Origin of the sequence: Virgibacillus sediminis, assembly GCF_042643265.1 — a bacterium.
GTDB lineage: Bacteria > Bacillota > Bacilli > Bacillales > Amphibacillaceae > Virgibacillus_O > Virgibacillus_O sediminis.
Map to the genome: position 1 here is coordinate 133013 of NZ_JBHRRZ010000015.1, position 12922 is coordinate 145934.

The following is a 12922-nucleotide window of genomic DNA, read 5'->3' on the forward strand; positions in this document are numbered from 1 at the left end:
TGTCATTTGAGCAAGGGGCTGGGTGTTCATCTCCGTTTGGCAGGAATATGCAGGAGCTGACCTTCTGATATATCATAATCATCGTCCAGGCCGTTCTGCTTGATTAGCTGCAGGGCAGAAATTTCATAACGTTCTGCAATTGATTCGATGGTATCTTTGTCTTGAACTATGCATAAACGCATACGGGAATATTCTTCTTCTTCCGACTTCCTGAACATATCAGCCAGGTAACTCACATCTTCTACTTCCTCTTCTGCCGCCTTCTGCACATGCTCTTCAACTACCGTGGTTTCTTCTTCCTCCTGTTTACCAGCCACAGCTGATTCAGCTGTTTCGGCCGCTTCTACTGCATTTTCCCCTTTATCTTCGATTTCATCTTGTTCTGCTGATTTTCCTTTATCAAAGAACTCCTTCAAAGACTTTGTCTCTTTATATTTCCAGCGGTCCTTTTCATCTGGGTCTTCCACGGGGTGTGAATCTTCCTTGGGATGTGAATTCGTTTCTGCTTGAAGCTCCGGATATTCATCGGCTTGTTCTGAGTCTTCGGCTGTTTCCTGTTCCTGTTGTTGATCTTCAGGCTGTTTAATTTCAAACTCGAATGATTCATCGATCGATTCTCTTGTTTGGGGTATTTCTTCCTCTTCTGATTCTTCTTCCGGCTTTGCATCCGACAGTCCATTTACTCCGACGATTTCAATGGTCGAATACAATTTCAACTGCCTTTGCTCAGGAATTTCATAATCAAATGATTGTACGGCCACAGTTATTTCATTCAAATCTTCTACCCGATAGGTAGGGACCGATATCTCTACGGGGAAACGATGGGTGAATGAAGAGATGCCGTCTTCGGCGTCGACTACCCTTTCCACATACCGCTTTGCCTGAAATTCTGATTGTTGCTCCGCTCCCTCTTCTACTGCATTTGTATGATCCGCCTTCACATATTCTCCATTCAGTTCAATAGCCCCTCTTATAGAAATATAGTCATTGAAAGATTGGATGGAAATTTCAGGATCTAGCGAAATGCCTCGCAACTCTTCAACTTCCTGTCCCTTCTCGAAATAAAGGGATTCATTTAATTCAAAACTGAATGCGGACTGGTCGTTAGACAAATGAACTCCTCCCCTCAACATACAAATACCCTATGTTGGCAATATCTAGATTATTTATATGATACCTATTCAGAGGTTATGCTTAGGAATAGCAAAAGCCATTCCTTTGTATGGAATGGCTTTTGCTACTGATGGGGAAACAGCTTATTCATCTCCTATGGGGATGGTCTGCTATTTAATTTTAGAGAAAGCAGTACGTATGGCTTGTACAGTTTTTTCAATATCCTCATCTGTATGTGCGGTTGATAAAAACAAGCCTTCAAATTGGGATGGAGGAAGGAAAATCCCTTCTTCAATCATGGCCCGGTAGTATTGGGCAAAATAATCAAGATTTGAAGTTTGAGCTGATTCATAATCCACTACATCTTCGTTAGTAAAGAAAACTCCCACCATGGAACCTGCCCGGTTGATATGGAGAGGAATATTATACTCCTCGGCAGCCTGCTCGAACCCACGAACAAGCTTATCAACTTTTCGACTGATTTCCTCATAAGAGGATTCATCGAGGGCACTTAATGTTTCATAGCCGGCAGTCATGGCTAATGGATTTCCGGATAGTGTTCCCGCCTGGTAAATGGAGCCTGTGGGAGCTACTTTCTCCATGATTTCCCGCTTGCCTCCATATGCTCCTACTGGCAAGCCTCCTCCAATCACTTTACCAAGACAAGTAAGATCAGGGGTCACACCAAAATGCCCTTGGGCACATTGATAGTCAACTCGGAAACCAGTCATTACTTCATCAAAAATCAATACAGTTCCGTATTCCTCGGTAATTTCCCTCAGGTTTTCCAAAAACTTATTACGGGGAGGGACCACGCCCATATTACCGGATACGGGCTCTACAATTACCGCTGCAATGTCATCACCATACTGTTCAAATGCATAACGGACGCTCTCCATATCATTGTAAGGTACCGTGATAGTATTCTGGGCAATAGATTCAGGAACCCCTGGGCTGTCTGGAAGTCCAAGTGTGGCAACTCCTGATCCTGCTTTAATGAGAAGCGAGTCACCGTGGCCATGATAGTTACCTTCAAATTTTAGAATCTTATCCTTTCCGGTATAACCGCGTGCCAGCCTCAATGCACTCATGGTTGCTTCTGTTCCGGAGTTTACCATTCTTACAATTTCAATGGAAGGTACACGGTCGATCACCAGCTCAGCCAACTTATTTTCGATAATGGTAGGTGCACCAAAGCTTGTTCCATTGGCCGCTGTTTCCTGCAGGCCAGACACAACCCTGTCATCAGCATGGCCGAGAATCAAGGGCCCCCAGCTCAGTACGTAATCAATGTATTCATTTCCATCGATATCTCTTATTTTCGAGCCTTTGCCGGATTCCATAAAAATTGGTGACATACCAACTGATTTGAATGCGCGGACCGGAGAGTTTACTCCTCCCGGCATAAGATCGACGGCATCTTTATAGGCATCTATAGAATGATCAAAACTTTTCATCATATATCCATCCTATCTCTCTATAATTTAGTTGATTTATTTTTCAGCCAACCATTTTGCTGCGTCTTTTGCAAAATATGTGATAATCAAGTCAGCTCCCGCTCGTTTCATCGCTGTTAACTTTTCGAGTACTAATTCTTTTTCATTAATCCAGCCATTTTGTGCGGCTGCCTTGACCATCGAGTACTCTCCGCTTACATTGTAAGCGACTACGGGCAGATTAAAGCGGTCTCTGACATCCCTGACAATATCAAGGTAGGACATGGCCGGCTTGACGATAAGGAAATCTGCTCCCTCTTCCACATCCGATTCCGCCTCACGCAGAGCTTCCAAGCGGTTAGCCGGATCCATTTGATATGTTTTCCTATCACCGAACTGCGGCGTACTGTCTGCCGCATCCCGGAAAGGGCCGTAGAACGACGAAGCGTATTTTACAGCATAGGACATAATAGGAATATGGTGGAAACCCTCTTCATCCAGAGCAGCACGAATTACAGCTACAAACCCGTCCATCATGTTGGATGGGGCAATGATATCTGCACCAGCTTTTGCCTGGGAAACTGCTGTTTGAGCCAGCAGTTTCAATGACTCATCATTGTCGACATCATGATTATGGATGACCCCGCAATGCCCGTGCGAAGTATATTCGCAAAGACAGGTATCTGCTACAACCAAAATCTCGGGATAGGCCTTTTTAATAATACGGGTTGCTTCCTGTACAATTCCGCTCTCTATGAAAGCTCCAGTCCCTTGCTCATCTTTCTCATCCGGCACTCCAAAAATCATCATTGCCCGGATACCCAAATGGTAAATCTCCTCTAGCTCTTCTTCAAGAAGGTCAAGGGATATTTGATAAACTCCGGGCATGGATGGTACCTGGTTCTTCTTACTCTTTCCTTCTACGATAAAAATCGGGTAAATAAAATCTTCGGTACGCAGATGGTTCTCTCTGACAAGGGATCTCATGGATGCAGAAGATCTTAACCTGCGATGCCGCTTAAATTCCTGATTAATATTCATCTTCATCTATCCTTTCCAGCTATATAATCACTGATCAATTCCAGGACACTATCAGTTGTAAACTCATTAGGCGAGAAGGTTTCCTGGAAGCCCAGCTCTTTGGCACGAATCTGAGTAGTAGTACCGATACAGAAAGAGGGAATTTTCCGCTCATCAACCATTTCGCAGAATGATTCTACAGCAGACGGGCTGGTAAATGTCAGATAGTCGATGTTCCCATCCTTTAAATTCTCACGCAGCTTTTCCTTCATCTGAAAATTAAAGGAAGTTTCGTATACCTGTATCATATCAAAAGGTATATTCAGCTTGGAAAATACATCGGGCAGAACATTTCTTGAGCGGTTCCCTCGTACAAGAAGGATGGGCGCCGGGTCATCATATTTCTTCAAGAACTCCTGCCCCATCGCCTCTGCGTGATATTCTGAAGGAATGAAATCAGCTCTGTAACCAAAGGATTTTAATGCATCCTCAGTTTTATGGCCGACCACCGCTATTTTTAACTCCTTCAAGAAAGGTTGGCCATCCAGCCCAAAATGGTTCAATGTTTGAAAGAAGCAACGAACCCCGTTGGCACTCGTGAAGAAAATCCATTTAAACGTTCCTAGCCGGCCTATGGCCCCTTTGCTGGCTTCCGATACCCTGCAGACAACCGTCAGCAGCGGAACCACTATGGGGATACCCTTATACTTTTTAACTTTATCGGCAAAGACCTTTGCTTGGTTCACTTCCCTGGTTATAAGGATTTTCCTTCCTTCGAGGGAAATGGTCATTACTGATCCAGCTCCTCTTTCACTTGATCAACAATATCCTTAGCGCCCTGAGAAATGAGTTTATCAGCTGCTTCTTTTCCAACCTCCCTAGGATCGCTGCCTCGTACAGTCTCCTTCAAGATTGTCTTGCCATCCGGAGTTCCAACTAGGGCAGTAAGTACAATTTCTTCTTTTTCCAGATAAGCATAACCACCGATAGGAACCTGGCAGCCTCCCTCAAGCAGATGCAAGAAGGTTCGTTCAGCCGTCACTGTAGTTGTTGTATAATCATCATTTATTTTTGCAAGCAGCTCATCCAGCTCATCATCATCTTCTCTGCTTTCTATAGCCAAGGCTCCCTGTCCGACAGCAGGAACACATACATCTGGTTCTAGATATTCTGTGATCAATTCTTCGCTTAATCCCACGCGCTTCAAACCCGATACGGCCAGGATGATTGCATCATAATCCTCTTCTTGTAATTTTCTGAGCCTCGTTTCAATATTACCGCGAATCCATTTGATAGATACATCCGGACGCTCTGCAAGAACCTGTGCTGCCCGTCGCAGACTGCTGGTCCCAACTATAGCTCCGGCAGGCAGTTCTTTCAGGGGAACATTGTCGACAGCGATATAGGCATCCCTGTGGTCTTCTCTGACTGGTATGGAGGATATCTTCAATCCATCAGGCATTTCGGACGGCATATCCTTCATACTATGTACCGCAAAGTCGATTTCTCCGTCATACATCGCCTGCTCAATCTCTTTTACAAACAGGCCTTTCCCTCCTACTTTGGAGAGTGTTACATCGAGGATCTTATCACCTTTGGTAACTATTTTCCGGATTTCAAATTCATTTTCTACACCCGCTTTTTTCAACTGGTCTATTACCCACTCAGTCTGGGTAAGAGCCAGGTTGCTGCGCCGGGATCCAACAATTATTTTACGCATAGTCATCCTCCTTCTTTAATTTTCCATTAAAAATGAAAATTGGATAATACACTGAATAAAAAGAAATTCACTAATAAAATAAGGAAAGCTGCTGTATTATACACAGCCAGCCCTTTTCCTTGATAACCTTTCACCAATTTGAGCAGCAGGTACCCTATATAAACAAACAGAACCAGAATAGAGCCTGCGGTTTTCACGTCAAACCAGTAAAATTCCGATTCGGTTACATATGCCCATACTACACCTAAAATAATGCTAATTAATAGCAAAGGGACTCCAAGTGTCACCGATGTAAAGGAATAGGTATCCAGTCTTTTAAGATCACCCAGCCTCCACATCCATTTCAGGCCTTTCTTATTTTTAAGGAACCTGTACTGAATGACGTACATAAATGAAAAAATATAGGAAACAGTAAAAAACCCGTATGACAAAACGGCAAGCACAATATGAGCGATGAGAATCTCGTGTACTAATTCAATACCATTGCCAGGCATCTGATTCTGAGCCTCCGTCAAGAGATAGAACAGCAAAAGAAAAAATCCGAACAGATTAATGAAAAAAACGATAAAATCAATGGTAAATAGTCTGTTGATAACTAGTGATAGCGTGACCAGAATCCACGAGTAGAAAAAAAGGCTGTCATTCAATGTAGCTACCGGGAAACTTTTTTCATAGAAAATATATATGACAAAAACCAGGGTCTGAATAAACCAGACCATACTAAGCAACCAGAAAGCAATTCGATTCGCCTTCTGGTTGTTTTGAATGAAATCAATAAAATATCCAAACAGACTGGATCCGTAAATAAGCAGTATGATCTCGGAAAGCCATTTCAGTTCAAACATATTTGGAATCCCTTCGTTTACATGCCGGTTAGTTTATGCAGCAATGGCAAGGATGCTTTTCCGCTGTCATTCAGTGCTGGATATGCATTATTTTCACTGGCCTGTTTCATCAGTTCTTCTTTTACTTCATCTTGAAGCCCGAAAATACTTACAAACAGGTCCAGAGACTCCTCTGCATTCTTTTCGCCAGCCAATTCCTTTGCTTGAGTAAGCGGCTCTTTCAGCAGCTGATTAATAATGCTTTTTGTATGCTTATTCAAAACTTTCCTTTCACGGTCGGTCAAATCAGGAATCTTTCTTTCAATGCTCTTCATTGTTTCCGTCTGAATAGAGTGTGCCTTCTTTCTCAAAGCTGAAATAACCGGAACAACTCCAAGCGTACGCACCCATTCTTTAAACGCCACAATTTCCCCTTCCAGATGAAGTTCAATTTCCTCGGCAACAGCTTTTCGCGAAGCCATATTTTCATCCACGATATGCTGCAGATCGTCAATATCGTAGAGGAATACATCCTCCAGTTGGCTTAGCTCCGGATCAGCATCCCGGGGAACGGCAATATCTACAATAAAAAGCGGGTTTCCTTTTCGTTTCTTTAATACTGGCGCAATCATATCCTTCGTTACCACATAGGAATCAGCGCCAGTAGAGGTGATAAGAATATCAGCTTTCTCGGCCACAGCTGGAAGCTGTTCCAGGCATGCTACTTCTGCTTGGAATTTCGCCGCAAGCTTTTCTGCCTTCTCCAGGGACCGGTTTACTACTGTAATATGATCTGCACCTGAACCTTGAAGGTTCTTTACAGCGAGCTCTCCCATTTCCCCTGCACCAAGAATGGCGACATGCTTATCCTGAAGCTTGCCGAATATTTTCCTGGCAAGTTCTACGGCTGCATAGCTGACCGAAACCGCCTGTGTACCTATAGCCGTCTCCTTCTGTGCTTTCTTTGCAAAGGTAATAGCTTGTTTAAACAGTTCATTGAACAACGTTCCGGTTACCTTTGCTTGCTGTGCAGTCAGAAAGGACTGTTTTACCTGTCCGAGAATCTGTGTTTCTCCAACCACCATGGAGTCCAGCCCACAAGATACTCGAAATAAGTGTTCTATTGCACCATCATTTTCAGCAATTTGAAGATAGGAGGAAAATTCTTCCTTTTCCACCTGAAACCAATCTGCCAAAAACTGTTTTATATAATAACGGCCTGTATGAAGTTGATCAACGACCGCATATACTTCCGTCCGGTTGCATGTGGAAACAATCACATTCTCAAGAATACTCTTACGCTCTTTGAGTTCAATCATCGCATCTACCAGCGACGGTTCAGCAAAGGTAAGTTTTTCCCTGATTTCAACCGGGGTTGTCTTATAATTGAGTCCAACTTTCACGATATGCAAACTAAATACCCCCAACATTCTATACAGTAAATGTGCTTCCACAATTTTTATCTTCTAACAATATTCTAACATAAATTACCCTGCACTTTTTTTGAAAATGTGAACAGATAATGAAACAATAGAATAGATTCAGGCCGTACTTTGTTATAAATTGAGTTCCAATGTAATTTACCATAACGTTTTTCAATTAGCAAGGAATCAGTATATAGATGAATGTGTAGCGGGGTGATATAGAAATGAATAAAAGAAATTCGTTGATTGCCTATATCTTAATTGGGATAGGCATTTATTTTCTGTTCCGGGAATGGAGGCTGCCTTTATTCACCGATTTTTATTCCTGGACGACATTACTTATTATCGTCGGCTTGGCACTGGTTATTCATGGCTATACGTCAAAGTTGTATGATAATTTATTTTCAGGCTCTCTCCTACTTGGTATCGGTATTCACCTTCACGGCAATCAGCACTACCAATGGTGGATCGATCATTGGGGGGTGTATTTGCTGCTGGTTGGCCTTGCTTTCATTATTAAATCTACAAAAACCAAAGACGGTTTTATAACTGGTTTGCTTCTGACCAGCCTTTCTATCCTATTAATATTTTCCATACAATTGCCCGAATGGCTATCCTGGATATATATAATGTCGGATTTCCTTGAAAACTTTTGGCCTCTCATTTTAATCTTCATAGGTATTTACTTATTGAAAAGGAAAAAGAAAAAGTAAGAGCATAGTCCCACACGTGTAGTCTGTTCGGTATCCACTATCCAATAACTTTCTGAATAAAAAAGCTGCTATTCCAAAGGACCCTCCTTTGAATAGCAGCCGTTTTTAGAGATATCTCCTCAGCAGTCTCCAAGACTCGTCTTTTCCGTCACCTGTCTCTGAAGAAAAAGCGACCAATTCATCTTCAGGCTCCATCTCTAATGTTTCCCTCGTCCTTTTTAAATGGGAAGACCGTTTGTTTTTCGGCACCTTATCAATCTTCGTAGCAATGACGATCACCGGCAATTCGAAATACTTTAGGAAGTCATACATTTGAATGTCGTCCCTCGTAGGCTCATGCCTGCTATCAGTAATAAGGACAACAGCCTTCAATGTATCCCTTGTCTCGAAATACTCTTCCATCATCGTACCCCATTTTTCCCTCTCCTTTTTGGAAACTTTCGCATATCCGTAACCGGGAACATCTACGAAATAGAAAGCATCGTTTAACCGGTAAAAGTTCAACGTTTGTGTTTTCCCCGGTTTAGAAGAGGTTCTAGCAAGGTTTTTTCTATTGATTAACTTATTAATAAACGAAGATTTCCCCACATTTGACCGTCCTGCCAGAGCAATTTCCGGCAGGCGGTCATCTGGATATTGTTTTTTGCTTACTGCACTGATGACAATTTCTGCATTAGTTATCTTCATTTTCTTCCTCCACAAGTGCCTGCTTGAGGACTTGATCTAAATGGCTGACCGGAACAAATGTCAGGCCATTGCGCACACTTTCCGGAATATCATCAATATCCTTTATATTTTCTTCAGGTATAATAATTGTGGAAATTCCAGCACGATGGGCACTTAATGATTTCTCTTTAAGTCCCCCAATCGGAAGTACCCGACCACGGAGCGTAATTTCTCCCGTCATAGCTACCTCCCTCTTTACAGCCCTTCCTGTTAAAGCGGAAACAAGGGCCGTGGCCATTGTAATACCAGCTGAAGGTCCATCTTTCGGAGTAGCACCTTCAGGAACGTGGATATGAATATCATATTTCTCGTGGAAATCAGGTTCGATTCTCAGTTCTTCTGCACGGGAGCGGATATAACTGAAGGCAGCCTGGGCAGATTCCTGCATGACATCCCCTAATTTCCCTGTCAAGGTAAGCTTTCCTTTGCCACGATAATGGGAAACTTCAATGGACAGCGTATCACCGCCGGCTGAAGTATATGCCAGCCCTGTTGCTGCACCCACCTGATCTTCCTGCTCTTTCATACCGTAACGGTATACCGGCTTTCCAAGCAAGTCCTCTATACTTTTCTCCGTTACTATCACTCGCTTTTTCTCCTCAGAGATAATAATTTTAGCTGTCTTCCGGCAAAGTGTGGCAAGCTGGCGTTCAAGGTTTCTCACACCTGCTTCCCGGGTATAGCGCCGGATCAGCTTCAGCAATGCATCATCTCTGACCTGCATATTACCTTTTTTCAGTCCGTTTTCTTTCAGCTGTTTCGGCAACAGATGTTCTTTGGCGATATGAAGCTTTTCTACCTCTGTATACCCCGGAATAGAAATAAGTTCCATCCGATCCAGCAAAGGTCCTGGTATATTATTGACATAGTTGGCTGTGGCGACAAATAATACATTGGATAAATCATAAGTCTCTTCAATGAAATGATCACTAAAATTAACATTTTGCTCAGGATCCAACACCTCAAGCATAGCTGATGACGGATCTCCACGGAAATCATTGGACATTTTGTCAATCTCATCTAAAAGGAACACTGGATTAATGGTTTCCGCTTTCTTCATACCCTGAATAATTCTTCCGGGCATTGCACCAATATAGGTCCTTCTGTGGCCTCTTATTTCAGCTTCGTCTCTAACTCCGCCAAGCGAGATTCTGACAAAATTGCGGTTGATGGAACGGGCAATCGATTTAGCCAATGATGTCTTCCCCACCCCTGGAGGGCCGACTAGACAGAGGATGGGACCTTTAATGGACTTTGTCAATTTTTGAACGGCCAGATACTCCAAGATGCGTTCTTTCACTTTCTCTAAGCCATAGTGATCCTCATCAAGTATCTTTTCCGCTGTCGGAATTTCTATCGTATCACGGGTCCTTTTAGTCCAAGGCAAAGCAAGGAGCCAGTCCAGGTAGTTTCGGATAACAGAACTCTCCGCAGAACTTTGTGGCACCTTTTCATACCTTCCCAATTCCTTGAGTGCAACTTCCTTGATATGCTCAGGCATGTCGGACTGTTCCACCTCTTCCCGAAGTTGGCCGACCTCTCCTGTCTTTCCTTCTTTTTCACCTAGCTCCTTCTGAATTGCTTTCAATTGTTCACGAAGATAATACTCTTTTTGAGTTTTCTCCATGGAATTTTTCACACGCTGCCCGATCTTTTTTTCTAGGTCCAAAACCTTTTGCTCATTCGATATAAGTTTAACCAGGTGCTGGAGTCTTTCCTTAATATCCAGCATTTCAAGCAGCTCTTGTTTTTCTTTCACTTTGAGTGATAAATGCGAAGTAATAATATCAGCAAGCCTTCCCGGCTCTCCGATATCAGTTACCGTATTCAATGTTTCCTGGGTAATCTTCTTTGAAATTTTTATATACTCTTCAAACTGGGACAGAAGGGAACGCATCAATGCTTCTTCTTCATGGGGATCTCCCTGTATATCTTCCAGTTTCTCCACTTCCACCAGGAATTCATCTTCGTCTTCAACATAACGAATGATCTGTGCTCTATCCAGCCCTTCCACAAGGACCCGCAGTGTTCCATTTGGAAGCTTGATCATCTGATTTACTTTTGCAGTTGTTCCGACATGATAGATATCCGATGTCTCCGGATCATCAATGCTCACTTTCTTCTGGGCGGCCAAAAAAATGATCTGGTCATCCATCATTGCCTTTTCCAGCGCGGCGACAGACTTATCTCTGCCTACGTCCAGATGCAGTACCATGGAAGGAAAAACCAGAAGCCCGCGTAAAGGAAGGAGGGGAAGTTGAATTGGCTCATTTGGCATAAATATGTACCTCCATCGTAATTAGGTATTATTTCGTCTTATGTACGTTCTTAAAGTTTATAGAAAACTCACCTGTTTGTAAATGTTTAATACAGACAATCCCTGTCTGCCCATTGATATCAAAAGACTGACCAAAGCATATCCCTTCAGCCTGAATAGCGAAGAAGTTATACACCAGGTCAGTCTTCCCAAATTGATAAATTTTTATGAATTAGGCACTTTCTTTTGGAAGTGTTTTGTTACCTTCCTTGACTGTTCCGTCCCTGAATACCAATTTAGGACTTCCATCTTCCCTAATAATCGTATCCTTGGTTATGATGCACTTCTCTACATCTTCTCTGGAAGGAAGCTCGAACATCACATCAAGCATAATTCCTTCGATGATGGAGCGGAGACCCCTGGCCCCTGTTTTGCGTTCAATTGCTTTCTTCGCAATTTCCTCTAAAGCTCCTTCTTCAAAATCCAGTTCCACATCATCAATTTGGAATAGTTTATTATATTGTTTAACCAATGCGTTTTTCGGCTTCGTGAGAATTTCCACCAATGCTTCCTCATCCAATGGAGTAAGACTGGCCACTACTGGAATCCTTCCGATAAACTCAGGAATAAGACCATATCGCAGCAGGTCTTCCGGCAATACTTTTTCCAGCAGTTCAGCGGGCTCAAGATTTTCCTGCTCGGCATTCGAACCAAAACCGATGACCTTCTCACCAAGACGGCGCTTGATAACTTGGTCAATACCATCGAAAGCTCCCCCTACGATAAACAGGATATTAGTCGTATCGATTTGGATGAACTCCTGATGTGGATGTTTACGGCCTCCCTGTGGCGGCACACTGGCAACAGTACCTTCCAGGATCTTAAGAAGGGCTTGTTGAACGCCTTCTCCAGAAACATCCCGTGTTATTGATGGGTTTTCAGATTTACGGGCAACTTTATCAATCTCATCTATATAGATGATGCCTTTCTCTGCTTTCTCCACATCGTAATCAGCAGCCTGGATAAGCTTCAGCAGGATATTTTCCACATCTTCCCCTACATAGCCGGCTTCTGTCAAAGAAGTCGCGTCGGCCATAGCAAACGGGACATTGATAATTCTTGCAAGCGTCTGAGCAAGCAGTGTTTTACCACTTCCGGTCGGTCCCAGCATTGCAATATTACTTTTTGCAAGCTCTACGTCATCCGCATTTTTCGGTGAATTAATCCGCTTATAATGATTGTATACAGCAACAGATAGGTTCTTTTTCGCCTTATCCTGGCCGATCACATAATCATCCAGCGTTTCTCTGATTTCTTTCGGTTTAGGAATCTCTTTCAACTCAACTTCCTCATCGGTGCCGAGTTCTTCTTCCACAATTTCCGTACAGAGTTCAATACATTCATCACATATATATACACCAGGCCCCGCAACCAGTTTACGGACCTGCTCCTGACTCTTTCCGCAGAATGAGCACTTCAATTGCCCTTTTTCTTCATTAAATTTGAACATTCAATTCACCCCTAAAAGTTTATATCTGCTCCCATTTTCAGTTAGGTACAACTTTTATAGTCATCATATCAGATGAATATTAAATTACAAAACAATACACCTTTTAAGCAGGGATTATATCAATTATGGCCAATTTCAGGGAAAAGTCAAACATATTTACTTATACTATATGTCCAATC

11 protein-coding genes are annotated in these 12922 nt (G+C 42.8%); 1 reads left to right on the forward strand and 10 read right to left on the reverse strand.

Annotation, left to right across the window (positions count from 1 at the left end; genetic code table 11):
• Window positions 1-26: 26 nt before the first annotated feature.
• The 7 genes from spoVID to hemA form a co-directional block, all read right to left on the reverse strand.
• Window positions 27-1112 (reverse strand): stage VI sporulation protein D, encoded by a 1086-nt coding sequence (gene spoVID, locus ACFODW_RS09095; RefSeq protein WP_390305544.1) that lies wholly within the window; start codon window positions 1110-1112, stop codon window positions 27-29.
• A gap of 171 nt (window positions 1113-1283) precedes the next feature.
• Window positions 1284-2570 (reverse strand): glutamate-1-semialdehyde 2,1-aminomutase, encoded by a 1287-nt coding sequence (hemL, locus tag ACFODW_RS09100; RefSeq protein WP_390305547.1) that lies wholly within the window; start codon window positions 2568-2570, stop codon window positions 1284-1286.
• A 36-nt stretch (window positions 2571-2606) separates the two neighbouring features.
• Complete coding sequence (hemB, locus tag ACFODW_RS09105) at window positions 2607-3590, reverse strand: porphobilinogen synthase (RefSeq protein ID WP_390305550.1); 984 nt, start codon at window positions 3588-3590, stop codon at window positions 2607-2609.
• Between the two features lie 2 nt (window positions 3591-3592).
• Window positions 3593-4360, reverse strand: coding sequence for a uroporphyrinogen-III synthase (locus ACFODW_RS09110; protein ID WP_390305552.1), 768 nt, complete (start codon window positions 4358-4360; stop codon window positions 3593-3595).
• Window positions 4360-5289, reverse strand: a complete 930-nt coding sequence (gene hemC, locus ACFODW_RS09115; RefSeq protein WP_390305554.1) for a hydroxymethylbilane synthase — start codon at window positions 5287-5289, stop codon at window positions 4360-4362. Before hemC ends, ACFODW_RS09110 begins: the two co-directional genes overlap by 1 nt.
• A gap of 26 nt (window positions 5290-5315) precedes the next feature.
• The gene (locus ACFODW_RS09120; RefSeq protein WP_390305556.1) at window positions 5316-6134 is read right to left on the reverse strand and encodes a cytochrome C assembly family protein; all 819 of its coding nucleotides are present in this window, start codon (window positions 6132-6134) and stop codon (window positions 5316-5318) included.
• 17 nt (window positions 6135-6151) lie between these two features.
• On the reverse strand, window positions 6152-7525 hold the full coding sequence (gene hemA, locus ACFODW_RS09125) for a glutamyl-tRNA reductase (RefSeq protein ID WP_390305558.1): 1374 nt from the start codon (window positions 7523-7525) through the stop codon (window positions 6152-6154).
• A 236-nt stretch (window positions 7526-7761) separates the two neighbouring features.
• On the opposite strand from hemA, the gene ACFODW_RS09130 reads away from it, so the two are divergent.
• Window positions 7762-8250: a LiaI-LiaF-like domain-containing protein gene (locus ACFODW_RS09130; protein WP_390305560.1), complete on the forward strand. Its 489-nt coding sequence runs from the start codon at window positions 7762-7764 to the stop codon at window positions 8248-8250.
• A 105-nt stretch (window positions 8251-8355) separates the two neighbouring features.
• Here the strand turns inward: ACFODW_RS09130 and yihA are convergent, their stop codons facing one another.
• The 3 genes from yihA to clpX form a co-directional block, all read right to left on the reverse strand.
• Entirely contained in the window at window positions 8356-8937 is a 582-nt protein-coding gene (gene yihA, locus ACFODW_RS09135; RefSeq protein ID WP_390305562.1) for a ribosome biogenesis GTP-binding protein YihA/YsxC, read from the reverse strand.
• Window positions 8924-11254, reverse strand: coding sequence for an endopeptidase La (lon, locus tag ACFODW_RS09140; RefSeq protein WP_390305564.1), 2331 nt, complete (start codon window positions 11252-11254; stop codon window positions 8924-8926). The genes yihA and lon overlap by 14 nt, the downstream gene beginning before the upstream one ends.
• Before the next feature lie 211 nt (window positions 11255-11465).
• On the reverse strand, window positions 11466-12743 hold the full coding sequence (clpX, locus tag ACFODW_RS09145) for an ATP-dependent protease ATP-binding subunit ClpX (RefSeq protein WP_390305566.1): 1278 nt from the start codon (window positions 12741-12743) through the stop codon (window positions 11466-11468).
• Between the last annotated feature and the right edge of the window lie 179 nt (window positions 12744-12922).

Excerpts from the sequence above, each read along its gene's own strand:
- yihA (WP_390305562.1), bottom strand. The coding sequence starts at position 8,937 with ATGAAGATAACTAATGCAGAAATTGTCATCAGTGCAGTAAGCAAAAAA.
- clpX (WP_390305566.1), bottom strand. The coding sequence starts at position 12,743 with ATGTTCAAATTTAATGAAGAAAAAGGGCAATTGAAGTGCTCATTCTGC.
- hemC (WP_390305554.1), bottom strand. The coding sequence starts at position 5,289 with ATGCGTAAAATAATTGTTGGATCCCGGCGCAGCAACCTGGCTCTTACC.
- lon (WP_390305564.1), bottom strand. The coding sequence starts at position 11,254 with ATGCCAAATGAGCCAATTCAACTTCCCCTCCTTCCTTTACGCGGGCTT.
- ACFODW_RS09130 (WP_390305560.1), top strand. The coding sequence starts at position 7,762 with ATGAATAAAAGAAATTCGTTGATTGCCTATATCTTAATTGGGATAGGC.
- hemB (WP_390305550.1), bottom strand. The coding sequence starts at position 3,590 with ATGAATATTAATCAGGAATTTAAGCGGCATCGCAGGTTAAGATCTTCT.
- hemL (WP_390305547.1), bottom strand. The coding sequence starts at position 2,570 with ATGAAAAGTTTTGATCATTCTATAGATGCCTATAAAGATGCCGTCGAT.
- ACFODW_RS09110 (WP_390305552.1), bottom strand. The coding sequence starts at position 4,360 with ATGACCATTTCCCTCGAAGGAAGGAAAATCCTTATAACCAGGGAAGTG.
- ACFODW_RS09120 (WP_390305556.1), bottom strand. The coding sequence starts at position 6,134 with ATGTTTGAACTGAAATGGCTTTCCGAGATCATACTGCTTATTTACGGA.